The organism is Actinomyces sp. ICM47, from assembly GCF_905369875.1.
In the GTDB taxonomy this organism is placed as follows: domain Bacteria; phylum Actinomycetota; class Actinomycetes; order Actinomycetales; family Actinomycetaceae; genus Pauljensenia.
This window is the reverse complement of sequence record NZ_CAJPJE010000033.1, coordinates 1-26,697: the sequence shown is the minus strand read 5'-3', so window position 1 is coordinate 26,697 and position 26,697 is coordinate 1. Positions and strand designations below refer to the sequence as shown.

Sequence of the window (26,697 nt, the reverse complement as noted above, 5' to 3'; positions counted from 1 at the left end):
CAGCAGCACTGCGGCTCATCGAGCAGACACCCACTCGGCATAGAAGATACCCGCGCCGGTGACAGCGCTGATCGCGGCGATCAGCCAGAAGCGGATGACGATGGTGACTTCCTTCCAGCCCATAAGCTCGAAGTGGTGGTGCAAGGGTGCCATGCGGAAGACCCGCTTACCCGTCGCCTTGAAGACACTGATCTGAATGACGTCGGACAGAACGACTGCCACGAACAGACCACCGACGACGATGGCAAGAAGCTGCGTCTGGGTGAGGATCGACAGGCCGGCCACGGCACCACCGAGAGCCAGGGAACCCGTGTCGCCCATGAAGATCTGCGCGGGGGATGCGTTCCACCACAGGAAGCCGGCGAGCGCACCAATGAGAGCGGCGCAGAAGATCGCCAGGTCCAGCGGGTCACGCGTTGAATAGCAGGCCGCACGGTTCACGTCCGGCTGCGTGCACGCCTGAATACGCTGGAAGTAGGCGATGAAGGTGTAGGCACCGAAGACGAAGATCGACACACCCGCCGCCAGGCCGTCCAGGCCGTCCGTCAGGTTGGTGGCGTTCGACCAGGCCGTGACGATGAGGTTCGTCCAGATGAGGTAGAGGATGACACCGATGGCCATGCCGGCGAATCCGAGAGTCAGCGGCGTCGGACGGGCAAGGGAAATTTCCAGCGTGCCCGCGAGTTCACCGAACTCGTTGGGCCGGATCAGAGTGCCGCCCGCGAACAGGGAGGCGACGGCGACCTGGCCGACGATCTTGCCCGAGGGATGCAGACCCAGCGAGCGCTGACGCATGATCTTGATGCCGTCATCAAGGAGACCAATGGTTCCCAGGCCCACAAAGAGGAAGGCCAGCAGGATGCCCGACCACGAGGGGCCAGCACCTGCGACGAGCGCACCAATCAGCCAGGCGACCACGGTCGCCAGGATGATCACAACGCCGCCCATCGTCGGCGTTCCACGCTTCGTCAGGTGCTGCGTCGGCCCATCCTGGCGGATGAACTGGCCGTAGTGATGCAGCACCAGGAAACGGATGAGCAGCGGTGTACCCATCACAGACAGCGCCATCGCGATGATGAACGCAGCGATAAGACCAATCACCGGGTCATTCCCTTCTCCCGCAGGATGTCAGCCACCTGCCACGAATGTGAACCAAAAGAACCCTTCACCAGGACGACGGCACCGTCCGCGGCGAATTCCAGAGCCAGGCGGGCTGCGTCGGCAGGATCTTCCGCAACCACACGGTTGGTCACCGCGCTGGCTCCCTCCAGATAGTAGTGCGCGTCGGCACCCAGGCCAATAAGCGTCTCTACGCCCGCCTCGGCAACCATCGTGCCAACCTGCTCGTGCAGAGGCTGAGAGTCCTCCCCCAGCTCGAGCATCTCCCCCAGGACCGCGATCTTCCGGGACTCAGCGCCAATCGATGCGAGCGCGGCAATCCCCGCGCGCATCGAGTCGAGGTTCGCGTTGTAGGAGTCGTCGATGAGAGTGAGCTCGCAGCCATCCACGGCGAGCTCATGCACATCCATGCGGTGGGGACTCAGGGCGCGGGCGTTCGAGAGCACCTTGGCGACGGTCTCCAGGTCCACGCCCAGGGTAAGGGCACCCGCGGCGGCCGCCAGCGCATTGGCCACGTGGTGACGGCCAACAATTGCCAGCGAAACCTCGGCACTGCCTTCAGGCGTCACCAGAGTGAAGGACGCACGATCCGCACGGTCTATGTGCACGTCGCACGCGCGCACATCCGCGCGCTCGTTGCCCGAAGCAGAGAAGCGAACAATCGTGCCAGTCGCCAGAGGCGCCATCGCCTCGACGTTCGGATCGTCGGTATTCAGGATGACAGGCCCGCCGGGGCGGGTGCCCTTGATAAGTTCAGCCTTCGCGGCAGCAACGCCCTCGAAACCACCGAAGCCACCCACGTGGGCGTGGCCCACACACAGCTCGATGGCCACATCCGGGGAAACGATGTCCGTCAGGTACGTGATATGGCCGGGACCCGACGCGCCCATCTCCAGGACCAAGTGTCGCGTCGTCTCGTCAGCCTGCAGGACCGTCAGGGGCAGCCCGACCTCGTTGTTGAACGACAGTTTGGGGGCCACCGTCGGCCCGTCAGCGCTCATGATCTGGAAGAGCAAGTCTTTCGTGGTCGTCTTGCCCACGGACCCCGTCATCGCGATGACGTCCAGCGCCCCAGTGGATCGCAGCGCCTCGACGTGCGCGCGAGCAAGGGCTCCCAGCGCCTCGGTCGAATCCTCGACGACGATCTGTGCCACGGCCTCGTCAACCTCGTGCTCGACGATGACGGCGACCGCTCCGCGCCCCACGGCACCGGCCACGAAGGCATGCCCGTCGGCGCTCTCACCACGGCGCGCGACGTACAGCGACCCCGCCTGCGCCTCACGGGAATCGGTCACCACGCTTCCGGTGACGCCCACGTCGTTTCCCACGAGGCGACCAGAAACCGCCTCAGCAATCCACTGCGCTGATGTCCGCATGCTTCTTCTCCTTCAGGTTCACGGAGTCGTCGGATACAGGGTAGCCGACCCAGACGAGGCCGGAATACCCAAGTTACCAACGGCAGAACGTGCTATGTCACCGAACAGAGGCGCCGACGAATCAGACGACACCGACGCCACCCTCGGATTATAGAGGACCACGGCAATGGCCAGACGCGGAGCATCAACCGGGACGATGCCGGCCGTCGTCGACACAAGGCCTGACAAACCGTCGATAATGGTCTCCGCGGTACCCGTCTTCACGGCGACACGATACCCCGGAACCTTCGAGGCGGCTGCGGTACCCAAGTCATCTTCGACGACGGACTCCATCATGGTCAGCAGCTGCGAGGCAGTCGTCGCCTCCAGGACCTGCACCGGCTGGGTCCCCTCAGGAACCTCGACCGTGCCATCCGCGTTCGTCCACGACTTCACGATGTGCGGCGTAATACGTACGCCACCGTTCGCGATCGTCGCGAGCGCCGACGCCTCCTGAACCGCCGTAATCGCGTACGCCTGACCGAACATCGTCACGTAACGATCACGGCCCTGCCAGTCGTCGGAGCTACGCAGCAGGCCAGCCGACTCACCGGGCAGCTCGATACCCGTCTCCTGGCCAAAGCCGAAGGCACGCATCATCGAATAGCGCTGATCATCCGTCATCGTCTGACCAATCAGCACGGTACCCGTGTTCGACGACTCGGCCAGCACGCCCGTCGCCGTCAGCGTCTCACCACGATGCTCATGGAAGTCTGTGATCGGGCCGCCCGCGTCCGGCATATTCAGCGAGTAGGGAACCTGGAACACGCTGGTCGGCGTAATCGTCCCCTGGTTCAGGGCAGCACCCACAGTAATGAGCTTTCCCACCGAACCCGGCTCAAAGGTGTCCTGTACGGCATGCACCTTCTGCGGGTTGGCATTGTCCGGCTCCTTCGAGTTCGAGTCAGCTATTACCAGAATGTGGCCTGTCGCGACGTCCTCGATAACGACCGTTCCCCAGTCCGCCTGGTGCTTCGCGACACGCGCGTCCAACAGGTCCTGGACCTGATGCTGTAGATCAGCGTGGATCGTCAGCTCCACCGATCCGCCGTTCTTCGGCTCGACCGTGGTGCGCTTGCCGCCCGGCATGACCGCGCCATTGGGAGCGATCTCGAAGGCCTGCGCGCCCGGCGTACCCGTCAGCAGCTGGTCAAACTGAGCTTCCATACCCGACGACCCCTGCCCCTCGGCATTCACCGTACCAATAACGGGGGCCGCGACGTTCCCATTCGGATACTCACGCTCAAAGACCGACTCCCACTCGATACCGTAAATGTCGAGCTTGCGGATCTCTCGGTAGGTCACCGCGTCAACGTTGCGCTTGATGTACTCGTAGGTTGACTCCCCCAGCATCATGCCGCCCAGTTCCGCCTCATCCACGCCCAGGAGAGGGGCGAGCTGGTGGGCGGCCTCGGCCGGGCCACGACCGACCTCGTTACCGTCGTCATCGTAGTGAACGTAGGAGCGAATGTTCACCTGGTTCACCGCAATGTCGTAGGTCTGGATCGAGTTCGCAAGCACGACGCCCGTCGCGTCCGTGATCGACCCGCGCGCTGCGGCAACAGCGGTCGACGACGTGCGCACGCGCTGCCCCTGGGCGGCCAACACCGGCCCTTCAATAATCTGGAGCTGCACTAAACGCACGCCGCATAGACACATCGCGCCGATCAGGATCACGAGGATCCAGCGCGAGCGCGATATAACGCTATCCATAGGCACTGGTGTCTGTCTTACTTCGCGGGGGTCCCGCCTTCAACGGTTCCCGTCTCAAGCGTGATGAAGCCCGAGGCGCCCGCAGGCACCATGCCGTTCGCCTTCGCTGCCTTCTCGAGTTCCGTCGGCGAGGCTTTACGGTCCAGCTCGGCACGCATCGTCCAGGCCTGAGCCTCCAGCTCGTTGAGCTGAAGCTGCTGCTCGCGAATCGCGAAGGATGTCTGAGCCATACGCGTGTTCAGGACCATCGACGCCAGCACGGAGGCCAGCGCGACGGTCACCAGCAGCATGAGGATGGCCATGACTGATCGACGCGGGCGAGTCCCCTCGACGACGTGAAACTCGCGGACCTTCTCACGGCGCAACTCCGGACGTGCCGCGGGGCGGGCTTTGGCGGTTGCTGCACTCATGAGAGATCCTTCCAGTCGCGGATGAGTTGAGCTCCGCGCAGTCGCACGGAAGCAGATCGTGGGTTGTGGTCTTGTTCAGCTCGGTCGGCCCTGCCTGCGCCCTTGGTGAGAAGCCGCAGGCTGGGAGCCATGTCGTCGGGAATTATCGGCAGCCCGGGAGGGGCGGCGCTGCTGGATCCGCGCCGCAGCACATCCTTGACTATTCGATCTTCCAAGCTCTGGTAGGACTCGACGACCAGCCGTCCTCCCACTCGCAAGCTCGCCAGGGCTTTGGGCAGCGCCCGCTCCAAGATCGTAAGCTCGTCGTTCACGGCCACGCGCAGCGCCTGGAACGTGCGCTTGGCGGGGTTACCGCCCGTGCGCCTGGCCGGCGCGGGAATAGCCTCACGAATAGTGTCGACGAGTTCTCCGGTGCGTGTGATCGGCGCTTCGTCCCGACGTCGGATGATCAGTCGCGCGATGCGCGGTGCGAACTTCTCCTCGCCGTAGGTGCGCAAGATACGGATCAGTTCACCTTCCGAGGCCGTGGCCAGCAGGTCCGCTGCGCTGGGTCCGCTCGTGGCGTCCATCCGCATGTCAAGCGGCGCATCCTTGGAATAGGCGAAACCTCGCTCGGCCTCGTCCAGCTGCAGGGACGAGACGCCCAGATCCATGAGGACACCATCCACCCGCGCCCCCACGCCGCACTGGCGCCCCACGGCCTCGTCAATGCAGTCGTAGGTCGCGTGCACCGCGCGGAAGCGATCCCCGAAGCGCTCGAGGCGGGCCGAGGCCAGGTCAATAGCCTGCGGGTCCCGGTCGATGCCGATGACGGTCAGTTCGGGGAATCTTTCGAGCGCGCCCTCCGTGTGCCCGCCCATGCCCAGGGTGGCGTCGACCAGGACCGCACCGGGTCCCTCAATCGCGGGGGCGAGCATGTCGAGGCACTCGGCGAGAAGGACCGGGACGTGACGCTCGGCGGCGGGGCGGCCGAGATCAGAGTGGCGCGACGAATCGCGCACCGTCTCAGGTGCATCAGTCATGTCGCGCCTCCTTCCACGCTCACTCGTGTTTGATCCGTCCACCCAGGTCCCCCACCGTGCTCCGCCATCGGGGAAGTGATGTCGGAACAGCGGGCGGAGACCTCGGAGTACGGGTCAGAACATCCCGGGGATAATTTCTTCTGCTGTATTGGAGAACACCTCCTCCTGGACCGCGAGATACTCGCGCCAGGCCGAGGCATTCCATATTTCTGCTCGCGATCCCGCGCCGATGACGGCGAGTTCGCGATCCAGACCGGCGTACGCACGCAGATCTGCCGGGACGCTAATGCGTCCCTGTTTGTCAGGAACTTCCTTATAGGCTCCCGAGAGCATCACGCGGATCCAGTCGCGGGCCTGCTTGGAGGTCAGGGGGGCGCGACGCAGCTCCTCGGTCATACTCTCGAATTCCGCGGCGGGGAATGCATAGATGCAGTGCTCTTGTCCGCGAGTGAGGACAATCCCGCCCTGCATGTCTTCGCGAAATCGCGCGGGCAGAAACATGCGCCCTTTGTCGTCGAGCTTGGGTTCATACGTGCCAAGGAACATGTCACCGCCTTCCCCTGTTCGGAACTTTCCCCCACTTTAACCCACTTCTCACCATATTTACGGAGAAAGCTGCGGCGTGGTGCGCAATACTGTACGTCTTTTTGGCGAGTTTGCAACGAAAAGAAGTCGTGGAGAAAAGTGGGGAAATATATGACACATATCATGACGCGCGTGACCGGAGCGACACAGTCCTAACAAACCCCAAAACTGATCTTGTGGCGATTATTCAGCTCTCGGGGACGAGGCCGAGGTTTAACGACAGGGAACTGAGCTATCTCGGGGAGGAAAGTGGAGCTGCCCCGGGGAGCGCAGTGGGGAGCGGGATGGAGCGGCCCCGGGGAGCGCAGTGGGGAGCGCGGTGGGGCCTGCTCCCCACGCAGCGCGAAGCGGGGGTGCGCGCCGCGCTCCCCCGCTCTTTCTTGCCGTGTCGGTCGACTCAGTCGTCGTTCTTACGGTCGTCCCAGCGACGCTCCTGATCCTGGATGAACGAATCCCAGCCGCCGCTCTCGTTGGTCTTCTTTTGCTTGGGGACACGGGAGCGGTCAGAGGACTCCGACCCCGGGCGAGACAGCGCGTACAAAATCCCGGCGACGGTGAGGGCGAAGCCCGCGACGCCCAAGAGGATCGAGATGATCGAGTAGCCCAGCGAGACTGCGACGACCAGGACGACCATGCCCAGGACGGCCCCAGCGAAACCGAGAGCAATGCGACGAGGGGTCCTCGGTCCTCGGGCGGACTCGTTGTCATCTTCGTCGAGGGTCGGGGAAGACATCTGCGAGGCCAACGCGGGATCTTCCTCGCGCAGAGACGCTTCCATCTGCTCGAGGATCTTCTTCTCATACTCGGTGAGAGCCATTGCCTGCCCCTTTCGGACGATTACTGTTTCAAGCTTAGCGTGCACCCGGTGCCTGCGACGAACCGGCTCACAGGAGCGTCCCCTGCTCGCCACTGCCCCGCGCGTCACCGCCCTGTCGGGCCGATGCCTCGGCACTGCGAGAACCCTGACCATCCTGTGCAGCGTCACCGCCGAACGAACGGCGAGCAGGAACCTGAGTGCCCAGAAGGGTCGCGGGTGCCAGGGCACTGGCACCGAACTTGGAGCGAATCTGATCCATCGCACGCTCGGAGGCCGCTGGTTTTTCGTCTCGGTCCAGGGTCACGGCGACGCCGCCGGAGCGGGACTGCAATCCCTCGACGCGCACGCCGAACAGGCGCACTCCCCCGATGGGCATATCCTCCCGAGCAAACAGAGACTGCGCAGCGCGGGCGATATCGCGGCCGGTGTCGGTGGGTGCGATCAGGCTGATGCTGCGCGTGATCGTATGAAAGTCAGCGCCACGCATCTTGATGCCGACGGTCCATCCCACGACCCCGCCGGAGCGCAGCCTGCGCGCGCAGTCATGGGAGGCAGCCAGGATGAAGTGCTCGATCTGCGTCCGCGAGCGCACGTCGTCTTCGAAGGTGCGTTCCATGCCGATGGATTTTTCGGGGCGAGAGGTTGATACGGCGCGTGGGTCGATGCCCCAGGATAGGTCGTGGAGGTGGTGGGCTGATGCAACGCCGAGGAGCTTGGTGAGGCGGGTGATGGGCGTGTGTGCGAGGTCGCCAATGGTGTCGATGCCTTCTCGGTCGAGGATGGCACCGATCCTTCCGCCGACTCCCCAGAGGGCACCGACGGGGAGGCCGTGCAGGAACTCGACTGCCGCGTCCTTAGGGATGAGGAGGAGGCCGTCTGGTTTGGCGTGCGAGGAGGCGATTTTGGCGACGGATTTGGTGGCGGCGATGCCCACGGATGCGGGTAGGCCGACGGCCTCGCGGATGCGGGTGCGGATGAGGCGGGCGATGTGGGTGGGTGAGCCGAGACGACGGCGTGAACCGGCTACGTCGAGGAATGCTTCGTCGATGGAGACTTGTTCGAGGGCGGGCGTGATTGTCGCGAGGATCCCCATGACCTGGTGGGAGTAGTGCCGGTAGAGGGCGTGGTTGCCGGGGATGAACGCGGCTGTGGGGCACAGGGCGCGGGCGCGTGAGGTGGGCATGCCGGCGCGTACGCCGAGGGCGCGGGCTTCGTAGGTGGCGGATGTGACGACGCCGCGGCCGGAGGTGCCGCCGACGACGATGGGGCGTCCGATCAGGGAGGGGTCTTCGCGCATCTCGACCTGTGCGAAGAAAGAGTCCATGTCGACGTGGAGGATCGGGGTGGCGGAGTCGTCGGATCCCCAGTCGCGTTTGGCGCGCGCGTCCCTGGGAGCGTTTGACATGTCACCTCCTGAAGCAGCGAGCGTAATCCCGTGGTTACAGTGTCCACCATGGCACGCTTATCTTCGTCACGCGACATCTCCTTCGAGACGGATACCGGGGCGGCGCGTATCCGTTGGGATGGTCCGCGCGCGACGCTGTTTTTGGACGGGGTTGAGTCTTCGGCGGTGGATACGTCGGATCCGACCTACCTGGAGTTTGAGTACATGCAGCACATGAGCGCGGTTGTGCGCGCGGTGTGGGGTGCGCAGGATCGTTTCCGTGCGCTGCATGTGGGTGGCGCGGCGTGTGCTCTGGCGTGCGCGTGGTCGGCCTCGTACCCGTCCTCCCGACACGTGGCCGTGGAGGTGGATCGGCTTTTGGCCGAGCAGGTGCGCGAGCATTTCCCGATCCCGAAGGCCCCGCAGGTGAAGATCCGCGTGGGTGATGGCCGCTCGGTTGTGGAGGCGACGCGCGAGGGTTCTGTTGATGTGATCGTGCGCGATGCGTTTGCCTCGGGTGTGACGCCTGCTCACCTGCGTACGCTCGAGTGCGCTCGGCTTGTTCGTCGCGCGTTGACGGGCAGGGGCGTGTACCTGGTGAATTGCGCGCACGGGGGCGCGGCTAACGCCCGCCAGGACGTGGCGGCGCTGCAGGAGGTCTTTCCCTTCGTCGCCTCGATTCAGGACCCGAAGGTGGGCCGCAGCGGTCGGCGCGGCAATGTGGTTGCCGTGGCGTGCAATGAGGGAGTCGTGAACGTGGATGACATCGACCGGGCTCTGCGCATGCTGGCCTTGCCCGCGCGCATCACGAGGCCTCGCGAGCTGGAGCGTTGGGTGGCGGGGTGCCCCGCACTCACGGACAAGCAGATCGGCTATCCCCCGGCTCACTGACGAGGCCTACCCCGTTCGCCGATCGGCATCCCGGGCACGTGGAACCGTGAGCACGACACGAGGATGCCCAGGGGTACCGCCTGCGATTGCCCTGACGCTCAGGCGCGATGACGCGGCGTGGCGGGGCCGGGGCCTTTGCCCTTGCGGCGAGCTTCGACGCGGGCGAGCACATCTTCGAGGGTGTCAGGCTTGGAAGGGGTCCCCGAGTCATCGACGCGGGACGCGCGCTGAAAGGATTCCAGCTCTTCGGCCTTAGCGCGGGAGACCTGCGCCAGATAGGCCTCGATGACGTCGCCGATATCCTTGGTGGACTTATCCTCATCCCGGGCTGCGGCAGGCTTAGCCATGCCGGCCAGCGGGATCGCGCCGTCCCCGCCGCTCCACGCATCGAAGTGTTCCTCGAGGTTAGAGACGGTGTGGGAAATCTCGGGGTTGGATTCGACGAGCTTCTCGATATTCTCCTGGTCCTGCGCAGCGCCCTGTTCGAGGTCGCCAACGGGCAGGGACAGGTCCGCGAACTTCGCGAACGAGGTGAGCAGCGCCGAAGAGGCCGCCGGATAGCCGGTGTCCGACATGTAGTACGGGACGGCACCGAGCAGCGCGAGTCCACCAATGCCTCGTTGACCCAGACGGATCTGCACGAAGGTGGACAGGGGCGCGGGGAACTGCATGTGGTTCGCGATCTTGGTTCCGCCCGCAGGCAGCAGGGAGGCATCAGTCGCCTGGACATGGACGGGGGTCGGCCGCGTGTGGGGGACGCCGGAGGGCACGCCGTGCAGCGAGAAAGTGATCTCGACGCCCGCGCGCTCGCAAATGCCGTTGATAGCGTTCGTGAAGGACTCCCAGTGTGAGTCCGGCTCGGCACCGTGCAGGACCAGGATCGGGTTACCCATGTCGTCCTCCACCAGGTCGAGGACGGTTTCGGGCATCACCATGTCCGGGGACGACACCCAGTCATTGACGGTTACGATCGGCCGGTGGGACCGATAGTCCATGAGCGCGTCGGCGTCGAAGGTCGCAACGCGTTCATTGTGCAGGGAGCGCAGCATCTGCCCAATCGCCAGGCGTCCGGCGGCACCTGCGTCAATCGCCCCATCGAAATGGATGAGGAGAATCTTGGCCTTCGCGCCTGCGGCGGGCCCGTCCTTGTAAAGGTCGGTCGCGGTGATGCTCACGTCATCCTCCTCATGCTCGATCTAACGCCTCGTGTCTAACGTACCCGCGTGGCCCCCCTCGCGTCATGCGGGGACGCGTTTTGAGCTGGGGGCGTAGGGCAGCGATTCGAATATCGGCTGCTCACAGCATAACGACGAAAAGTGAGCGACAATAGAAGGCCACCAAAATCGAGGAGGACCCATGACTACGGGCGCACGCCAGCACTCACACGCGGATCTTCCGTTGCCCGAACAGGACTTCGTCGACGCCGCCTACGAGCGCCTGGACGCTCTGCGCGCTTCCTATCGGGACCGCCAGGGCCGCGTCCATTCGACGCACGGGGTCGGCAACGCGCAAGCCTGGACGGAGCGCGAGGCCCTGTCCGCGCATCTGGGTGAGATGGCGGCACGCCTCGAGGGCGTGGAGGAGCGTCTCGTGTTCGGCCGACTCGACATGGTGGACGCCTCGACGCGCCACGTGGGTCGCCTATCGCTGTCGCGTGAGGACGGCACTCCCCTGCTCGTGGACTGGCGCGCCCCAGCCGCGCGCCCTTTCTATCAAGCGACGTCGGCCGAACCAGACGGCGTCGTGCGTCGGCGCCACATTTCGACCCGAAACCGGCGCGTGACTGCCCTGGAGGACGAACTCCTCGACGCCTCGGGTGCCGAGGGCCTGGAACTGCAGGGCGAGGGCGCTCTCATGCATGCCCTGAGCGAGGCGCGCGACGGCCGCATGGGCGACATCGTCGCCACCATCCAGTCTGAGCAGGACCGCATCATCCGCGCCTCCGACAAAGGCCTCCTGGTCGTCCAGGGCGGTCCAGGCACCGGCAAGACTGCGGTCGCACTGCACCGCATCGCCTACCTGCTGTATGCGCACCGCGAGCGCCTGGAACGCTCGGGTGTCCTCCTGGTGGGGCCTTCGCGTCTGTTCCTGCGCTACATTGAGCAGGTTCTTCCGTCCCTGGGTGAAACCGGCGTCGTATCGGTGACGATGGGAGACCTCGTGCCGGGCGTGCACGCGCGTGCGTCTGAGGACGAGGCCGTGGCTCGGATTAAGGGACTGCCGGCGTGGGCGGCGATCATTAAGGAGGCGGTGCGTCAGCTCGCGAAGCTCCCCAAGGAGGATCAGGAGCTGCGCGTGTGGAACCGGACGGTGACGCTGACGCAAGCGGACGTCGAAGGGGCGCGTCGGCGCGCCAAGCGTTCGGGGCGCCCGCACAACGTGGCGCGCGAGTTCTTCGCACGCGAACTCATGGACGTGCTGGCGCTGCGTCTGGCGCGCGAGGCCGGGGACGCGGACTCGGAAGGCCACGTCGATCCCGATGTCAAGCGCTCGTGGCTCATCGAGATCCGTGACTCGGTGGATTGCCGCCGTGCAATCAACACGGCGTGGATGCCGACCAGCGCGCAGACGCTGCTGCGTCGCCTGTATGCCCGCCCGGAGGTGCTGGCGTCCGCGAATCGGCGTGCGAAGTCCCCTCTGCGGCCCGACGAGCTGGCCCTCCTCGTACGCCCGCGCTCAGCACCTTGGACGATCTCAGATGTTCCGATCCTGGACGAGTGCGAGGAACTCCTGGGGCCCATGCCGACCACGTCGGCACCCACGCAGAAGGCGGACGCGGCCGAGATCGAGCGTGCGCGCGCCGCGATTGAGGGGCAAAACCTCGGTGGCGGCATCGTCACCGCGCAGATGCTCGCCGAGCATACGGCCGTCCAGGAAACGTGGACTCCCCTGGCCGAGCGTGCGGCCAAGGACCGTGCGTGGGCGTACGGCCACATTGTGGTCGACGAGGCGCAGGAGCTCTCCCCCATGGCGTGGCGTGCGTTGCTGCGCCGCTGCCCGTCTCGCTCCTTCACGGTCGTCGGCGACCTCGATCAGCGCCGCGGCTCAAAGCGTCCCGGCTCGTGGGAGAAGGCTCTGGGTTCCGCGGCCCGAGCCTTCGCCGCCGAGTATGCGCTCACCGTGTCGTACCGTACCCCCGCGACGCTCACGACCCTCGCTGAGGGCGTCGTGGCACGTGCGGGGGCACCCGTCCTCTACCCTATGACCGCCGTGCGCGACGTCGAGGGTTGCTACCGCGTCACCCACGTGGAGGCACCCGAGGATGCCACGGCCTCGTCCCGAAGCACCGATCCCCTGTGGGAGGCCGCGCGCCAGGCCCAGCGGATCGCCGAGGAACGCCTTGACCGTGAGGCGGGTGCTTCCCGCGGACGCGTCGCCATCATCGTCGGCGCGCAGCGCGCCCGCGCGTGGGGGGCCGACGTGGACGGGGAGACCGCCCTGTCCGAGCGCGTCGCCCTGCTGTCCGCCAATGCGTCAAAGGGGCTCGAGTTTGACTCCGTCGTCCTCGTGGAACCCGGTGAGATCATGAGCGACGGCATCGGCGACCTGTTTGTCGCCCTCACGCGCGCCACCCACGACGTCCACGTCGTCCACGCCAGCCCGCTGCCCGCCGGCATGGAAGAGTGGTAATCAGTGACCACACAGTGACAACGGCGTACTAACTGCGCTTTCATCTGCCATGATGGAGTCATGACACGAGCATTACTCTTGGAAAATCCTCACTCAATCGCCGACGACATCTTCGCGAAGTTTGGCATTGAGGTCACCCGCGTGACGGGTGCCCTGTCCGAGGACGACCTGATTGACGCGCTCGACGGCGTGGACTACCTGGGCCTGCGCTCCAAGACCGAGGTCACCGAGCGCGTGCTGCGCGCACGCCCGAACCTGAAGGCCATCGGTGCCTTCTGCATCGGCACCAACCAGATCGACCTGGCCACGGCCACCGAGATGGGCATCGCCGTGTTCAACGCCCCCTACTCCAACACGCGCTCCGTCGTCGAGCTAGCCATCGGCGAGATCATCGACCTGTCGCGCCGCGTGACCGTCAAGAACTCGCGCCTGCACCGCGGCGTGTGGGACAAGAGCGCCGACGGTGCTCACGAGGTGCGCGGGCACACCCTCGGCATCATCGGCTACGGCAACATCGGCACGCAGCTCTCCGTCCTCGCCGAGGCCATGGGCCTCAACGTCATCTTCTACGACGCCGCCGAGCGCCTCGCCCTGGGCAACGCCACACAGATGCCCACCATGGAGGCCGTGCTGCGCGAAGCCGACATCATCTCCGTACACGTGGACGGCCAAGAGTCCAACACCAACCTGATCGGTCGCACCGAATTCGAGCTCATGAAACCCGGTGCCCTGTTCATCAACCTCTCGCGCGGACACGTCGTCGACGTGGACGCCCTGCACGCCGCACTCGTCTCCGGCCACCTCGGTGGTGCAGCCATTGACGTGTTCCCGGAGGAGCCACGCGCCAACGGCGACCCCTTCACATCCCCCTTGGCCACCCTCGACAACGTCATCCTCACCCCCCACATCGGCGGATCCACTGAGGAAGCGCAGTACGACATCGGCCGATTCGTCGCCGCGAAGATCGGCGAGTACCAAGCCAGCGGCTCGACCGACATGAGTGTCAACCTGCCGAACCTGACGATGAACATCGGCAAGCGCTCACGCTACCGCGTGCGCCTCATCCACCGCAATGTGCCCGGCGTCATGGCGCGCGTCAACCAGATCTTCGCCTCCTCCGAGGCCAACGTCGACGCGCAGATTCTGGCCACCATGGACGAGGTCGGCTACGTGCTCACCGACATCTCAGCGGGTCTGGGACGCGAGGCCCTCGAAGAGCTGAGCCACCTGCCCGAGACCATCCGACTGATTGCGACTCCGCTGTAAAGACTGTCACGTTCGTCGCGTTGCCAGCTGGTCAAATGCGGCCCTAACTTACGGTATCGTAGGGGCAGCATCACCGAAGGAGCACAGATGGATCTGACGTCACGGCTGCGAGCGTTCTACGCGCCCGGGGTCGCCTACGAAATCGCAACTCCGGATCAACCGATCCCAAACATGGTCCTGGAGGTCGCCTCCCGCTACCCCACTCGCGCAGCCATCGACTTTTTCGCCCGTCAGCTCAGCTACTCCGAGCTGGCCCAGGACATGCGTCGATGCGCGGGCGCGCTGCATCAGGCGGGCGTACGCCCCGGCGACCGTGTCGCCCTCGTCATGCCGAATTGTCCTCAGCATGCGGTCGCCGTCCTCGGCACGATGCTACTGGGGGCCATCGTCGTCGAACACAACCCCCTAGCTCCCTCGGGCGAACTCCAGAACGAATACAAGCGCCACGGTGCCCGCGTCACCATCGCCTGGTCCAAGACCCTGGAGAAGCTCACCTTCCTCGGACGAGGCCACACCACCTTCTCCGTGGACCTGGCCAGCGCACTACCCGCGGCCTCACGCCTGGCGCTCAAGCTGCCGTTGAAGGCGGCGCGCGAGAAGCGCGATCAACTCGGCAGCCCGCGCCCGGCGTGGGCACGCTCGTGGACGCGCGCAATGCGCGCCGCGAGGCCGTGGGAGGGCCCCTGCGCCTCCTCCGTGGAGGACATCGCCCTCCTCATCCACACCGGCGGCACGACGGGCATACCGAAGGCGGCCGCGCTCACGCACGCGAATCTACAAGACAACGTGGAACAGTGCATTGCGTGGGTATCCGTCCTCCACGAGGGTGCCGAGGTCTTCTACTGCATCCTCCCCCTCTTCCACGCCTTCGGTTTCACGGCGAGCTTCCTGGCTGGCCTGCGCCTGGGCGCGACCATCGCCATGTTCCCGAAGTTCGACACGACGCTCGTGCTCGCCGCCCAGCGCCGCCTCCCCTGCACGTTCTTCCTGGGCGTTCCCCCCATGTACGAACGCCTTCTGGCAGCAGCCGAAGGCACGGACGCCGACCTATCTTCCATCCATTTCTCCCTGTCCGGCGCGATGCCTCTGTCGGCACCGCTAGCCCAGAAATGGGAGGAAGCGACCGGCGGTCTCATGATCGAGGGCTATGGCATGACCGAGGCCTCTCCGGTCCTCCTCGGCTCACCCTTGGCTTCCTCGCGCGCACGCGGGGCGCTCGGTCTGCCTTTCCCCTCCACACGCGTGCGTATCGTCGATCCCGAGAATCCCACCCGCGACGTTGCCGACGGCGACGTCGGCGAGCTCATTGCATCGGGCCCTCAGGTCTTTTCCGGCTACTGGAACCAGGACGACGAAACCGCCGAAGTCTTCACCTCCGACGGCTGGCTGCGCACGGGCGACCTAGTCCAGGTGCGCGACGGTTTCATCTACATGGCGGACCGCCGCAAGGAGATGATCAATTCCTCCGGTTTCAACGTCTACCCCTCCCAGGTGGAGGATGCCGTGCGCTCCATGCCGGGCGTGGCTGACGTCGCCGCCGTCGGCGTGCCCGCTGGAGAGAGAGGTGAAGACGTTGTCGCCGCCATCGTTCTCGAGGCCGGTGCCTCGGTAACGCTCGCTGAGCTGCGCAAGTGGGCTGAAAAATCTCTCGCCCACTACGCGCTGCCCCGCCAGATCGTCGTCATGAGCGAGCTGCCGCGCTCGCAGCTGGGCAAGGTCATGCGCAAGAAGGTACGCGAGCAGATCATGGGCGCGCAGGCAGCCGCGACCGAGGCCGTCGCCGGGGCACGCGAGGCCATGTCTGAAGCCATGGCCGGAGCGCGCGACACGATGTCCGAAAAGGTCGCCGTCGTCCGTGAATCCATGTCCGAGGCCATGGCCGGGGCACGCGAATCGGTGGCCGAAGCGTCGAGCGAAGCCATGCGCCGCCTGACCACGACAACGAGCGACCGCACCAATCAGGATGAGAAGTAGGCCTCGTTCATCGCAGCACTGATGAGACGCCAGCAGGGCGTGGGGCGCGGGCGCTACTCGTCTCCGAGCAGCGCCTGCCCCGAAGTGCGCTTGCGGCTAGCACGAGGCTTGCGCGTCTTCTTCGAGGCCACCGGCGTCTGCTCAGGAGATGCAGTCTCGCCCGCCTGCGAGCGTTCACGCAGCGCTTGAATGGCCTCCTCGAAGTCCTCGAGGGTGTCGAAGGCCCGGTACACGGAAGCAAAGCGCAGGTAAGCGATGACATCGAGGTCACGCAAGAACGGCAGGATAGCCTTGCCAACCTCGTTCGTGGAGACGTTGGAGACACCGGTGGAGCGCAGCTGCTCCTCCACCTGCTGGGCGAGGATCGCGAGCTGATCGTCGGAGACAGGCCTGCCCTGGCATGCCTTTTTCACGCCGGACACGACCTTGTTGCGCGAGAAGGATTCGACCACACCGGAACGCTTCACGACCTGGAACGACGATGTCTCCAGAGTTGTGAAACGCTTCTTGCAGTGCGTGCACTCGCGACGGCGCCGGATCGAGGCACCGTCATCGGCGATGCGCGTATCGACGACGCGCGAGTCAGGGTTATGACAGAAAGGGCAGTGCACCCCTCAACGGTACACGCTCACCCCCTCCCATGTCCCAGGAGTCCCACGCTCACCCCTATCGAACCGGCACGACGACACGCTGCCCGGGATGGATGGCACCACTGATGTCGTTAAGGCGTTCGATATCCGCGACAATCTCTTCGAGCGGACGCTCACTGCGAACGTTTTGAGCCATCGACCAAACGGAGTCCCCACTGACGGCAGCCTTCATGACGGTCGGACCGTCATAGGTATCGGGCTGGAGGGCCAGTCCCAGGGTGCCCGCACCTACGGAAAGCGCGAGGGTAGCGAAAGCGCCTGCAACCATGCCCCGGCGCGAAGGCTTCTCACGTCGACGAGGAGGCGCAGGAGGTCGCAGGAAAGCGGGATCGTCCGCCCGCTGTGCCTCGATGCGCCGTCGGACGGACGGGGCAGACGCAATGTCACGAACCGTCGCCAGGGGTGTATCCTGCGCCGGGCGTATCGGCGTGCGACGCACGGGGAAGGAGACAGCAGGCGTGGGAGAGTACGAAACACTCATGACAACCTCCAAACAATGGTATCGAACATATGTTCGACGAACACCTGTACGATAGCATGCGCTGCCGTGAATGTCGAGATCCACTCGAACATATGTTTCTGCGCGTTGTCGGCTTAAAATTGATGTATCCAGTGGACGGCCACCCATGCACATGTGCGTCCACACCCACGAAGGAGGGACCATGAGCGAGCGAGCGATCAGTGAGCGACACCGCGCGATCCTGCGCGTTATCAACGACAAGCTGACCTCCAGCGGCTTCCCGCCCTCTGTGCGAGAGATCGCATCCGCTGTCGGGCTGGCTTCACCCTCGACTGTCAAACACCACCTTGATGCTCTCGAATCCTCGGGCTACCTCGCGCGCGAACCCGGGCTGCCGCGCGCCCTCGACCTGACAGACAAGGCGCGGCGCGCGCTCGGCGTCGCCCTGCCTGGTCCGGCCTCGTCCCCTATCGTGCCCATCGAAATTCCGATGTCCCACGTGGAGGAGGAGGGCAGCGCCATCCCGCTCGTCGGCCGTATTGCCGCGGGTTCTCCCATCACCGCCGAGCAGCACATCGAAGAGGTTTTCCGCCTGCCCACCTCCATGACGGGTCACGGCGACCTCTTCATGCTCGAGGTCTCCGGCCAATCCATGATCGACGCGGGTATCTTCGACGGAGACTACGTCGTCATCCGCGCCCAAAACGACGCCAGCAACGGCGAGTTCGTGGCAGCCATGATCGACGGCGAGGCCACCGTGAAAGAGCTGTCGATCACGGATGGACACGTGTGGCTGTTGCCCCACAACAAGGACTACTCCCCCATCCCCGGCGACGAGGCCACCATCCTCGGCAAGGTCGTCACCGTCATCCGATCCCTCTGATTCGCCGCTCATAGTAATGGTGCCGACCCCGCGGGGTCGGCACCATTGACGTCGTTATGACAGGAACAGGATCAGAAGCCCAGGTCGCGGGCCACCTGGCGCAGACGCTCCGCCGAGGCGGTCAGGCCGTCACGCTCGTTGAGGGTCAGCGGCGGGTTCAGGACACGTCCGGCACCGTCGCGGCCCACGATGGTCGGGGCCGCCATGACGACGTCCGAAATGCCTTCCCAGTCCTCAAGCAGCGTCGAGATGGTCAGGACGCGCTGCTCGTCGCGCAGGACCGCGCCGGCGATGTTCGCGGCGGACAGGCCGATCGCGTAGTTAGTCGCGCCCTTGCCCTCGATGATCTTGTAGGCGCTCTGGACGACTTCCTGAGCGATGGAGTTGCGCAGAGCGGAGTCGAAGACCGCGCCGGACAGGGTCGGACCCCACTGGGAGAGCGGAACGTTGCCGATCTCGGCGCTGGACCACAGGGCGACCTCGGAATCACCGTGCTCGCCGGCAACGTACGCGTGGATATTCTGGGTTGCCACGCCGGTCTCGCGCGAAACCAGGTAGCGCAGACGAGAGGTGTCGAGCACCGTGCCCGAACCGAAGACCTGGTTGCGGGGCAGGCCGGTCAGCTTCAGGGCCACGTAGGTGACGACATCCACCGGGTTGGTGACGAACATGAAACGGGCATCGGGTGCCACGTTCTGCAGGTTCGGAACGATCTTCTTCATGAGGTTGACGGTCGAGCCAGCCAGCTCTAGGCGGGACTGCCCGGGCTGCTGCTTCGCGCCGGCCGTCACGATGATGAGGTCAGCACCGCGAACGATTTCGACGTCATCGGAACCCTCAATGGATCCGGCGGGGGTGAACTGAATGCCGTGAGCCATGTCGAGGGCCTCGGCCTCGACCTTAGGCTTATTAATGTCTTGAAGGACGATCGAACGAGCGTCACCGCGCATCGCACACGCGTAAGCGACGGCCGTACCAACGGCACCGGCACCGATGATGGCAATCTTCGAAGGACGTCCAGAGGACTTTGAGGGGTACAGGGTCTGCGCTTTGTTTTCCACGTGTCTCTCCTAGTGTGAGCAGGCGTTTCCCTTGCTACAGGTCACGGGACGCCTAATGGTTAATTTACACGACTTTTCACGTGTTGAAAACCACTCTCCACCTACTGACCTTCTGCTTTGCTCAGACGCCGAAGCGCGCCGCGAACGACACGCGGGTCCGTGGTCGGCCACATCTGCGGAAGCGAGCGCATGATGAAGGATCCGTAGCGTTTTGTCACCACCCGAGGGTCGAGGATCGCGACGACGCCGCGGTCGGTCGTCGAGCGCAGGAGACGCCCTGCTCCCTGGGCCATCATGAGGGCGGCGTGGGTGAGGGACACGGACATGAAACCGTTGCCGCCGCGGCGCTCCACGTCCATTGATCGGGCGCGCGAGACCGGATCGTCGGGGCGCGGGAAGGGGATCTTGTCGATAACGACGAGGCGGCACGCGTCCCCGGCAACATCGACGCCCTGCCACAGGGACATGGTCCCCACCAGGCACGAGTCACGTTCGTCGCGGAAATGCTGGATCAGCTGGGCAAGGGTTTCTTCACCCTGCAAGTAGACCGTCAGATCGGTTCGTTCGCGCAGCGCCTGAGCTCCGGCGTTCGCCCCACGCCGCGAGGCGAAGAGAGCCAGCATCCCTCCGCCCGAGGCCTGGGCGAGGTCAACGAGTTCGTCGAGCAGTTGCTCGGAAGGACCGTCGCGCCCAGGTAGGGGCAGGTGGGTTGCCACGTATTGGATGCCCTGACGGGCGTGGTCGAAGGGAGAACCTACGTCAATGCCGTGCCAGGGCACGCCGGAAACCGCCATACCGGTGGCGGCAGCCATGACATCGAAGTTGCCACCGAGGGCCAGCGTCGCCGAGGTGAGGATCGCACCCCGCTCGCCGATGCCAACGCCGCCGATTGCTGCGGACACGTCGAGGGGTCCCACCGTCAGCCGAGCGTTGTCGGACTCGTCCTTCGTGATGTAGGTGATCGACTGATCGGGGTCGCGCCCCCACGCGTCGAGCGCGCCGATCAGCTCGTCGACGGCCGCGCGTGCCAGGAGCTTGGCGGCGGGTTCTCCCTGCGTCTCGGACACCTCGTGGCTGGCGCGGCGCGCGGCGTCGTCGAGGATGAGCATCGCGTCGACCAGCGCCCCCGGCCTGTACTCCAGCAAGCCCTCCTGCAAAGGTGCCATCGCCGCGCCCAGCCCGGCCCCGGCCTCGTCCAGGTCGGTGGAGTCGATGGACAGGTTTGAGCGCAGGGAGCGAGCCACGCGGCTCACGCGTGCCACCGTCAGGTCGGCCGCGGCCTGGGAGCGGACGCGGTCGGCCAGCTCGTGGGCCTCGTCGACGACGACGGCGTCGTACTCGCCAAAGAACTCGCCCTCGCCGCATGCGTTGATGCCAAAAAGGGAGTGATTCGTCACGACAACGTCGGCTTCAGATGCTTCCAATCGGGCTGCCTGGGCGAAGCATTCGTCGATGAGTGGGCAGTGTTTACCCAGGCACTCAGGCTTGGCGACCGACGCGTGATGCCAGGCACGATCCGAGACGCCGGGCACCAGGTCGTCACGGTCCCCCGTCGTGGTGTCACCGACCCACTCACGGATACGCAGGATCTCCTTGCCGAGCTCACCCGTCGGGCCGACGCTCATGTCTCGGTCATCGAACAGGGTTCCCTCGGTGGGATACCCGCCGTCCAGCTTGTGCAGGCACGCGTAGTTCGACCATCCCTTGAGCACCGCAACCTTCAGGCGCACGCCCGTTGCCGAGGCGACCGCGTCGACGGCGACCGGCGCGTCCTTGACCAGGATCTGACGCTGGAGGGCCAGCGTCGCCGTCGAAACAACCCCGCGCACTCCATTGGTCGCGCAGTGCGTCAGCAGGGGCACGAGGTAGCCCAGCGACTTACCCGTGCCGGTGCCCGCCTGGACCAGCAGGTGCTCGCGGTCCTCGAGCGCGGCGGCACCCTCAGCGACCATCGAGGCCTGTCCCTCGCGCGCGGTTCCGCCCATGCCAGCGACAACCGTGTCGAGGACACGGCACGATGCCTCGACCAGGCCCTCGTTCATTGCCCGCTCCCCGCCGGGTCGCCCACGGTTCCACCCACCGTCTCACGAGCGATGAGCGCGGCCAGGGCCTCGTCGACGCGGGCCACGATCCGGGTTCCTGTCTCCACGTACTCCTCGCGGTCGACCTCGCCCTCCTCGTGGATGCGGTGGACGAGCGAACCCGCCGAATACGGCAGGATCGCATCGATGGCTACACGGGGCCGCGGCAGCATGTCCTCCAAGGCGGCGCGCAGCGCGTCCACGCCCCAACCCGTATGGGCGCTGAGCGGCACCGCGCCGGGGAACACCGTGCGCAGCAGGGCAATCTGCTCGGGCGAGGCCAGGTCCGCCTTGTTCAGGGCAATCAACTCGGGGATGTCCGAGGCCCCCTCGATCGTGTCGATGACCGCGCGCACGGCCTGCACCTGGGAGACCGGGTCGGGGTGGGCGGCGTCCACGACGTGCAGGATCACATCCGCCTGGCCGACCTCCTCCAGGGTCGAGCGGAAGGCCTCGACCAGCTGGGTGGGCAGGTTGCGCACGAAGCCGACCGTGTCGGTGAGCGTATACTCGCGCCCGTCGGCGGCGCGAGCCCGGCGCACGGTCGGGTCGAGGGTCGCGAAGAGCGCGTCCTGGACGAGGACGCCCGCGTCCGTCAGACGGTTCAGCAGCGTCGACTTGCCGGCGTTCGTGTACCCGGCGATGGCCACCGAGGGCACTGCCCCGCGGCGGCGCGAATTGCGCTGCGTGCGGCGGGCGGGTTCCATGCGCGCGATGTCCGCGCGCAGCTTCGCCATGCGAGTGCGGATGCGGCGACGGTCCAGCTCGATCTTGGTCTCACCGGGGCCGCGAGAGCCGATACCCGCGCCGCCCGCGACGCGGCCACCGGCCTGACGGGACATGGACTCGCCCCAGCCGCGCAGACGCGGCAGCAGGTACTCAAGCTGGGCCAGCTCCACCTGCGCCTTGCCCTCACGAGACTTGGCGTGCTGAGCAAAAATATCGAGGATGAGGGCGGTGCGATCAACGACCTTAGCGTCGACAACATCTTCCAACCCGCGGCGCTGGGAGGGAGCCAGCTCCTCGTCGACGATGACGGTGTCGGCCTCGACGCTGCGCACGATGTCAGCTAGCTCGCGTGCCTTGCCCGACCCCAGGTAGGTCGCCGGGTCGGGCTTCATGCGGCGCTGGATGATGCCGTCCAGGACACGCGAACCGGCGGTTTCCGCGAGCGCGGCCAGCTCGCGCAGCGAGTTTTCGGCCTCTTCTTCGCTCTGGGTGGTGCGCAGTCCCACGAGGACGACCTTTTCGAGTCGCACCTGGCGGTATTCGACCTCGGAAATGTCCTCGCGGTCGGAGGCACCCGTGTCGACGCGGCGCGTGCCTGCTCGGGCCTCGCGCTCGAGTGCTCCAGCGTCCCCCGAGTTATCCTGGCCTTCGGTGGAGGCGAGCGCTGTTCCCGAGCGCGCGAGGATGCGCGCGACGACATCGTTGACGCGCTGGTCGCGTTCCTGCACAGAAGCGGTCGATTCGGTGGGGGTCGTGTCCATGTCCGTCCTTCACGTGGGGGGCTTCCAGTGTCGCACGGCGGACCCTCATCTGCGCCTGCGCGCGCGGGCGCGATAGGCTTTCTTCCGTGGACGAACAGTACTTCACCGACTCTGCCCCCGCGAGTGCCGACGAGACTCACGTCATCGATGTGAGCGCGCGCGGCTTTGATCTGTCGATGCGCGTGTCCTCGCGCGTCTTTTCGGGTTATAAGCTGGATCTGGGGACCCGTCAGCTGCTGTCGGTTGCGCCCAATCTGCCCGAGGACGGAACCTTCCTGGATCTGGGCTGCGGCTGGGGTCCGATCGCGACGGTTATGTCGTTGGAGGCACCGGGAGCCGTGGTGTGGGCGGTCGACGTTAACTCGCGTGCTCTGGATCTGACGGCTCGTAACGCCCAGGCGCATGGTGCTTCGGGCGTGCGCGTGCTCAAGGCCGACAAGGCGCTGGCCACCTCGGTCGAGTCCGACACGCGCTTTGATGTCATCTGGTCGAACCCGCCCGTGCGCATCGGCAAGGAAGCGATGCACGAAATGTTGGCGTCGTGGCTGGGCAGGCTTGCCCCCAGCGGCGTCGCCTATCTGGTCGTCCAGCGCAACCTGGGCGCGGATTCTCTCATCACGTGGCTGAATGGCCAGGGCTTTGAGACCTCGAAGTTCGCGTCGAAGAAGGGCTACCGCATCATCGAGGTTCGGCCCGCCTGAGGGTTTCATTCCCCGTGACGAGGGCGTGGCCTCGCCCCGGGGAGTGTGTTCTCCCGCCCGGGTTAGGACAGTCGGATGTCGGCGACGCGCGTGGCCGGACCCGTCAGAAACACGGAGACGTCAGTGATGCGGGGGTTCTCCCCCGTCCAATCGATGACGCCGTCGAGGCCCACGCTCACCGTGCCGCCGGGGATATCGACGACCCACTGGGTGGGGGCACCGGGGCCGCGTCGCAGAGCGGTGGCCAGGGCGGCCGCGCAGCATCCGGTACCGCATGCCTGGGTCTCCCCCACGCAGCGTTCGAGGACGCGCATCGCGATATGTCCGGTGGCTTGTCCCGGCACGCTCAGGTCTACGACCAGCTCCAGGTTCGTGCCGGAGTGGGGCGCGGGATCATACGAGGGGCGCGCGGCGGGCGGAATCAGGGACACATCGACGGTGGGTAGGAATACCTCGCGGAGGGTGTCCTGGTCCGCGAGTTCAACGACCGTGTGCGGGTTGGGCATATCCACCCAGATGCCGCCCAGGGGCCCCTCAATACCGGGGATATTCACCTCGATGGTCTCGCGCGCAGGTGAGGCGGCGGGACCCATGTCGACGCGGTAGCGCGCGCCCGCGCCCTCATCCTCGGCCTCGGGAGTCACGCGCTTGATGCCGCCGCGCGTCGCCACGTCCAACGTGGCACCCACGGGCAGGTCCACGAGGCCCTCGCGGCGCAGGTGATCGACGAAGACGCGCACGCCGTTACCGCACATTTCCGCCTTCGATCCGTCCGCGTTGCGGTAGTCCATGAACCACACGCCGTCACGCTCGACGGCCCGGATGAAGCCGTCCGCACCAATCCCGAACGCGGGGGAACACAGAGTCGCGACCTCGGCCTCGCTGGGGTCATAGTCGTCGTAGCGGTCCGTGGCGACGACGAAAGAATTACCGGCACCGTGAGCCTTCACGACACGGGCGTGGGAGGGCAGCTGCGAGTTCATCATGCTTCCACGGTAGCGCCCACGCCCTGGCCTCGCAGCCGCCGACCGCGTTACGAGCGTCGCAGCAACATCTCCGCCTCGCGCTGTGCCAGCTCGACCACGTGGGCGGCCACGGCCTCGTCCGAGGCGAACTCCTCCACGTCCAGCCAATGTACGCGCGGGTCCGGGCGCAGCCACTTGACCTGGCGACGGGCCAACTGACGGGTCGCCTGCGCGATGGATTCCACGGCCTCGTCCTCACTCATAGTTCCATCGATCACCGCGAGCGCCTGCGCGTAGCCCGTCGCTCGGGACGCGGTCTTCGCTTCGCGCAGGCCGACATCGATGAGCGCGCGTACTTCCTCGATGAGTCCGCCGTCCATCATGGCGCGCGTGCGCAGCGCGATGCGCTCGTCAAGCTCCTCCATCGGTCGGCGCAGCGCCACCATGAGGGCGGGGGTCGCGAATTCATGGCGGGGCATGGACGCCGAATAGGGACGCCCAGTCAGCTCGATGACCTCCAGGGCACGCACGATCCTGCGCGCGTTGTGCGGGTCGATGCGCTCGGCCGACACGGGGTCTAGAGCCTTCAGACGCTCGTGCATGCCGCGCGACCCCAACGGACCAGCGGCTTCCTCCTCCAGGCGGGCACGCAGGAGCGGGTCCGTCCCCGGGAACTCGATGACATCCAGGAGGGCGCGCTGATACAGGCCCGAACCGCCCGCGACCACCGCGACGCCTCCGCGCGCGTGAATACCGGCCACGTCCGCGCGCGCGTGCTTCTGATAGGCGGCCACCGAGGCCTCGTCGCGCACCTCCAGCACGTCGATCTGGTGGTGGGCAATCCCTCGACGTTCCTCGACCGGCGTCTTCGCCGTGCCCACGTCCATACCCCGGTAGAGCTGCAGCGCATCAGCGGAAACAATTTCGCCCGACCCGGGCGCACCCAGTGCTCCGGGCAGGCGACAGGCCAACTCCAGGGCCAGGTCCGACTTGCCCGAGGCCGTGGGCCCCACCACCGCGCAGACGAGGTTCGACGCACACGTCACAGAAGATTCCATGCCCACCAGTGTACGGGTGCCTCCCCCCGATACCGCCCAAGTACGGCTAGGCTTAGCACCATGAGCACAACAGATACTCCCCCGGTCACCCTCGACCGGATCATTGAAGCCGTCGAGGCCGTGGGACTTATCCCCTTCGTGTCCTCCACGGGACAGGTCGCGGCGATTCTGCCTAACCGCACCGTGCGCATCGCGGCACCCGAGGGCCGCCCCGCGCAGGGCGTCGCCGACTACCCGCGTTTCTTTGACCCCGCCCACGCCGATGTGATCGCCTCCGCGGTCCGCCGACTCAACGCCTCCACCTACCTGCCCAAGGTCACCTCCACCACCACGGACTCCGGCGCTATCGCCATCCAGATGCAGCACACCTTCAACTGGGTTGTCGGCGCGTCCGACGCCCAGGTCAAGGCGGAGGTCCACCAGTTCATCATGGCTGCCATCTCCATGATGAACCAGCTCGACATCTTGTTTACCGACCAGTGGGCTAAGGAGGCCGACAATGCCTGAGTGGAAGAGCTTCACCTTCGGCGAGGACGGGGAAACTACCCTCACCCCCGAGCAGAGCGCCCCTGAGGCCGCTGCGTCCACCAAGTCTGCGATGGAACCCGATGAGTACGCCGCCAAGTGGGGCACCGAGGTTTCCACGGTCACCATCGAGCGCATCTCCAAGGTCCTCGACGGCGACGGACTGCCACACGGCTCCAACGAGTTCATCGTCGCCACCCAGCTCAACGACGTGCCCCTCCAGATTCACCGTGAACCCGCCGACGCCCCCTGGCTACAGGTCGAAACGCGGATCGTGCCCCCGGGCGAGGGCCACACGGAGGTCTCCCTGCAGGAGATCGCGAACCGCTGGAACGTCGGGCACCTCCAGCCCACCGTCTTCCCCGTCGAGGATGGCGAGAACTGGGTCCTGGTGGCCGCCTCCCGATTCTTCGTGGGCGAAGGCCTGTCAGATCGCCAGATTCACGCGATGGCGCGCCGCGGCCTGATTATCGGCCTGCAGGCCGCCGAGGAGCTGCCCACCCTCTTCGACGAATCTGAGGATTCCGAGCAGTAGCCTGTTGCCGCTGGCTGAGCCCTCCACCACTGCCCCGTTCCTTACACGAGCTGGGCACTCTC

General features: G+C 65.8%; 24 protein-coding genes. 8 read left to right on the top strand and 16 right to left on the bottom strand.

Annotation, left to right across the window (positions count from 1 at the left end):
• Positions 1-15: 15 nt before the first annotated feature.
• The 8 genes from mraY to dinB all read right to left on the bottom strand — a co-directional run bounded on the left by mraY (position 16) and on the right by dinB (position 8,486).
• The gene (gene mraY, locus QZ149_RS07260; RefSeq protein WP_291450676.1) at positions 16-1,101 is read right to left on the bottom strand and encodes a phospho-N-acetylmuramoyl-pentapeptide-transferase; all 1,086 of its coding nucleotides are present in this window, start codon (positions 1,099-1,101) and stop codon (positions 16-18) included.
• Positions 1,098-2,495, bottom strand: a complete 1,398-nt coding sequence (gene murF, locus QZ149_RS07255) for a UDP-N-acetylmuramoyl-tripeptide--D-alanyl-D-alanine ligase (RefSeq protein WP_291450675.1) — start codon at positions 2,493-2,495, stop codon at positions 1,098-1,100. The genes mraY and murF overlap by 4 nt, the downstream gene beginning before the upstream one ends.
• Positions 2,496-2,513: 18 nt before the next feature.
• Complete coding sequence (locus QZ149_RS07250) at positions 2,514-4,247, bottom strand: penicillin-binding protein 2 (protein ID WP_291450672.1); 1,734 nt, start codon at positions 4,245-4,247, stop codon at positions 2,514-2,516.
• A gap of 17 nt (positions 4,248-4,264) precedes the next feature.
• Positions 4,265-4,657 (bottom strand): hypothetical protein, encoded by a 393-nt coding sequence (locus QZ149_RS07245; protein WP_291450671.1) that lies wholly within the window; start codon positions 4,655-4,657, stop codon positions 4,265-4,267.
• Complete coding sequence (gene rsmH, locus QZ149_RS07240; RefSeq protein ID WP_291450670.1) at positions 4,654-5,679, bottom strand: 16S rRNA (cytosine(1402)-N(4))-methyltransferase RsmH; 1,026 nt, start codon at positions 5,677-5,679, stop codon at positions 4,654-4,656. Before rsmH ends, QZ149_RS07245 begins: the two co-directional genes overlap by 4 nt.
• A 114-nt stretch (positions 5,680-5,793) precedes the next feature.
• The gene (gene mraZ, locus QZ149_RS07235) at positions 5,794-6,225 is read right to left on the bottom strand and encodes a division/cell wall cluster transcriptional repressor MraZ (RefSeq protein WP_034505352.1); all 432 of its coding nucleotides are present in this window, start codon (positions 6,223-6,225) and stop codon (positions 5,794-5,796) included.
• A gap of 436 nt (positions 6,226-6,661) precedes the next feature.
• Positions 6,662-7,081, bottom strand: a complete 420-nt coding sequence (locus tag QZ149_RS07230) for a DUF3040 domain-containing protein (protein ID WP_291450668.1) — start codon at positions 7,079-7,081, stop codon at positions 6,662-6,664.
• 67 nt (positions 7,082-7,148) lie between these two features.
• Entirely contained in the window at positions 7,149-8,486 is a 1,338-nt protein-coding gene (gene dinB, locus QZ149_RS07225) for a DNA polymerase IV (protein ID WP_291450667.1), read from the bottom strand.
• A 48-nt stretch (positions 8,487-8,534) separates the two neighbouring features.
• Here dinB and QZ149_RS07220 point away from each other — a divergent pair, with 48 nt between their 5' ends.
• Positions 8,535-9,356 carry a fused MFS/spermidine synthase gene (locus QZ149_RS07220; RefSeq protein ID WP_291450665.1) on the top strand — a complete coding sequence of 274 codons (822 nt, stop codon included), beginning with the start codon at positions 8,535-8,537 and terminating at the stop codon, positions 9,354-9,356.
• Positions 9,357-9,454: 98 nt separating this feature from the next.
• Here the strand turns inward: QZ149_RS07220 and QZ149_RS07215 are convergent, their stop codons facing one another.
• Entirely contained in the window at positions 9,455-10,531 is a 1,077-nt protein-coding gene (locus QZ149_RS07215) for a PAC2 family protein (RefSeq protein WP_291450664.1), read from the bottom strand.
• A gap of 181 nt (positions 10,532-10,712) precedes the next feature.
• On the opposite strand from QZ149_RS07215, the gene QZ149_RS07210 reads away from it, so the two are divergent.
• From QZ149_RS07210 to QZ149_RS07200, 3 genes are all read left to right on the top strand, one after another.
• The gene (locus QZ149_RS07210) at positions 10,713-12,986 is read left to right on the top strand and encodes an AAA family ATPase (RefSeq protein WP_291450663.1); all 2,274 of its coding nucleotides are present in this window, start codon (positions 10,713-10,715) and stop codon (positions 12,984-12,986) included.
• A 60-nt stretch (positions 12,987-13,046) separates the two neighbouring features.
• Positions 13,047-14,252 carry a phosphoglycerate dehydrogenase gene (gene serA / locus QZ149_RS07205; RefSeq protein ID WP_009648691.1) on the top strand — a complete coding sequence of 402 codons (1,206 nt, stop codon included), beginning with the start codon at positions 13,047-13,049 and terminating at the stop codon, positions 14,250-14,252.
• An 87-nt stretch (positions 14,253-14,339) separates the two neighbouring features.
• Complete coding sequence (locus tag QZ149_RS07200) at positions 14,340-16,226, top strand: AMP-binding protein (protein WP_291450661.1); 1,887 nt, start codon at positions 14,340-14,342, stop codon at positions 16,224-16,226.
• Positions 16,227-16,279: 53 nt separating this feature from the next.
• On the opposite strand, the gene nrdR is transcribed toward QZ149_RS07200, so the two are convergent.
• On the bottom strand, positions 16,280-16,837 hold the full coding sequence (gene nrdR / locus QZ149_RS07195; RefSeq protein WP_291450658.1) for a transcriptional regulator NrdR: 558 nt from the start codon (positions 16,835-16,837) through the stop codon (positions 16,280-16,282).
• A 55-nt stretch (positions 16,838-16,892) separates the two neighbouring features.
• A complete protein-coding gene (locus tag QZ149_RS07190; RefSeq protein ID WP_291450657.1) occupies positions 16,893-17,357 on the bottom strand; it encodes a LysM peptidoglycan-binding domain-containing protein in 465 nt (154 codons plus the stop codon).
• 181 nt (positions 17,358-17,538) lie between these two features.
• Between QZ149_RS07190 and lexA the strand changes: the two genes are divergently transcribed.
• Positions 17,539-18,219, top strand: coding sequence for a transcriptional repressor LexA (lexA, locus tag QZ149_RS07185; protein WP_291450656.1), 681 nt, complete (start codon positions 17,539-17,541; stop codon positions 18,217-18,219).
• A 71-nt stretch (positions 18,220-18,290) separates the two neighbouring features.
• Here the strand turns inward: lexA and QZ149_RS07180 are convergent, their stop codons facing one another.
• From QZ149_RS07180 to hflX, 3 genes are all read right to left on the bottom strand, one after another.
• Positions 18,291-19,280, bottom strand: coding sequence for an L-lactate dehydrogenase (locus tag QZ149_RS07180; RefSeq protein WP_291450655.1), 990 nt, complete (start codon positions 19,278-19,280; stop codon positions 18,291-18,293).
• Between the two features lie 101 nt (positions 19,281-19,381).
• Positions 19,382-21,322: an ATP-dependent DNA helicase gene (locus QZ149_RS07175; RefSeq protein WP_291450654.1), complete on the bottom strand. Its 1,941-nt coding sequence runs from the start codon at positions 21,320-21,322 to the stop codon at positions 19,382-19,384.
• Entirely contained in the window at positions 21,319-22,851 is a 1,533-nt protein-coding gene (hflX, locus tag QZ149_RS07170; protein WP_291450653.1) for a GTPase HflX, read from the bottom strand. Before hflX ends, QZ149_RS07175 begins: the two co-directional genes overlap by 4 nt.
• Before the next feature lie 86 nt (positions 22,852-22,937).
• On the opposite strand from hflX, the gene QZ149_RS07165 reads away from it, so the two are divergent.
• Complete coding sequence (locus tag QZ149_RS07165) at positions 22,938-23,552, top strand: methyltransferase (protein ID WP_291450651.1); 615 nt, start codon at positions 22,938-22,940, stop codon at positions 23,550-23,552.
• A gap of 62 nt (positions 23,553-23,614) precedes the next feature.
• On the opposite strand, the gene dapF is transcribed toward QZ149_RS07165, so the two are convergent.
• The gene (dapF, locus tag QZ149_RS07160; RefSeq protein WP_291450650.1) at positions 23,615-24,538 is read right to left on the bottom strand and encodes a diaminopimelate epimerase; all 924 of its coding nucleotides are present in this window, start codon (positions 24,536-24,538) and stop codon (positions 23,615-23,617) included.
• A 47-nt stretch (positions 24,539-24,585) separates the two neighbouring features.
• Entirely contained in the window at positions 24,586-25,575 is a 990-nt protein-coding gene (gene miaA / locus QZ149_RS07155; protein WP_291450649.1) for a tRNA (adenosine(37)-N6)-dimethylallyltransferase MiaA, read from the bottom strand.
• A 60-nt stretch (positions 25,576-25,635) separates the two neighbouring features.
• Here miaA and QZ149_RS07150 point away from each other — a divergent pair, with 60 nt between their 5' ends.
• A complete protein-coding gene (locus QZ149_RS07150; RefSeq protein WP_291450648.1) occupies positions 25,636-26,082 on the top strand; it encodes a histidine kinase in 447 nt (148 codons plus the stop codon).
• Positions 26,075-26,635, top strand: a complete 561-nt coding sequence (locus QZ149_RS07145; protein ID WP_291450647.1) for a histidine kinase — start codon at positions 26,075-26,077, stop codon at positions 26,633-26,635. Before QZ149_RS07150 ends, QZ149_RS07145 begins: the two co-directional genes overlap by 8 nt.
• The last annotated feature ends 62 nt before the right edge of the window (positions 26,636-26,697 follow it).

Coding starts and splice junctions, on each gene's coding strand:
- QZ149_RS07145 (WP_291450647.1), top strand. CDS start 26,075: ATGCCTGAGTGGAAGAGCTTCACCTTCGGCGAGGACGGGGAAACTACC.
- miaA (WP_291450649.1), bottom strand. CDS start 25,575: ATGGAATCTTCTGTGACGTGTGCGTCGAACCTCGTCTGCGCGGTGGTG.
- dinB (WP_291450667.1), bottom strand. CDS start 8,486: ATGTCAAACGCTCCCAGGGACGCGCGCGCCAAACGCGACTGGGGATCC.
- serA (WP_009648691.1), top strand. CDS start 13,047: ATGACACGAGCATTACTCTTGGAAAATCCTCACTCAATCGCCGACGAC.
- hflX (WP_291450653.1), bottom strand. CDS start 22,851: ATGGACACGACCCCCACCGAATCGACCGCTTCTGTGCAGGAACGCGAC.
- QZ149_RS07220 (WP_291450665.1), top strand. CDS start 8,535: ATGGCACGCTTATCTTCGTCACGCGACATCTCCTTCGAGACGGATACC.
- mraZ (WP_034505352.1), bottom strand. CDS start 6,225: ATGTTCCTTGGCACGTATGAACCCAAGCTCGACGACAAAGGGCGCATG.
- lexA (WP_291450656.1), top strand. CDS start 17,539: ATGAGCGAGCGAGCGATCAGTGAGCGACACCGCGCGATCCTGCGCGTT.
- QZ149_RS07250 (WP_291450672.1), bottom strand. CDS start 4,247: ATGGATAGCGTTATATCGCGCTCGCGCTGGATCCTCGTGATCCTGATC.
- QZ149_RS07230 (WP_291450668.1), bottom strand. CDS start 7,081: ATGGCTCTCACCGAGTATGAGAAGAAGATCCTCGAGCAGATGGAAGCG.
- QZ149_RS07175 (WP_291450654.1), bottom strand. CDS start 21,322: ATGAACGAGGGCCTGGTCGAGGCATCGTGCCGTGTCCTCGACACGGTT.
- QZ149_RS07210 (WP_291450663.1), top strand. CDS start 10,713: ATGACTACGGGCGCACGCCAGCACTCACACGCGGATCTTCCGTTGCCC.
- QZ149_RS07200 (WP_291450661.1), top strand. CDS start 14,340: ATGGATCTGACGTCACGGCTGCGAGCGTTCTACGCGCCCGGGGTCGCC.
- QZ149_RS07245 (WP_291450671.1), bottom strand. CDS start 4,657: ATGAGTGCAGCAACCGCCAAAGCCCGCCCCGCGGCACGTCCGGAGTTG.
- murF (WP_291450675.1), bottom strand. CDS start 2,495: ATGCGGACATCAGCGCAGTGGATTGCTGAGGCGGTTTCTGGTCGCCTC.
- QZ149_RS07190 (WP_291450657.1), bottom strand. CDS start 17,357: ATGAGTGTTTCGTACTCTCCCACGCCTGCTGTCTCCTTCCCCGTGCGT.
- rsmH (WP_291450670.1), bottom strand. CDS start 5,679: ATGACTGATGCACCTGAGACGGTGCGCGATTCGTCGCGCCACTCTGAT.
- dapF (WP_291450650.1), bottom strand. CDS start 24,538: ATGATGAACTCGCAGCTGCCCTCCCACGCCCGTGTCGTGAAGGCTCAC.
- QZ149_RS07150 (WP_291450648.1), top strand. CDS start 25,636: ATGAGCACAACAGATACTCCCCCGGTCACCCTCGACCGGATCATTGAA.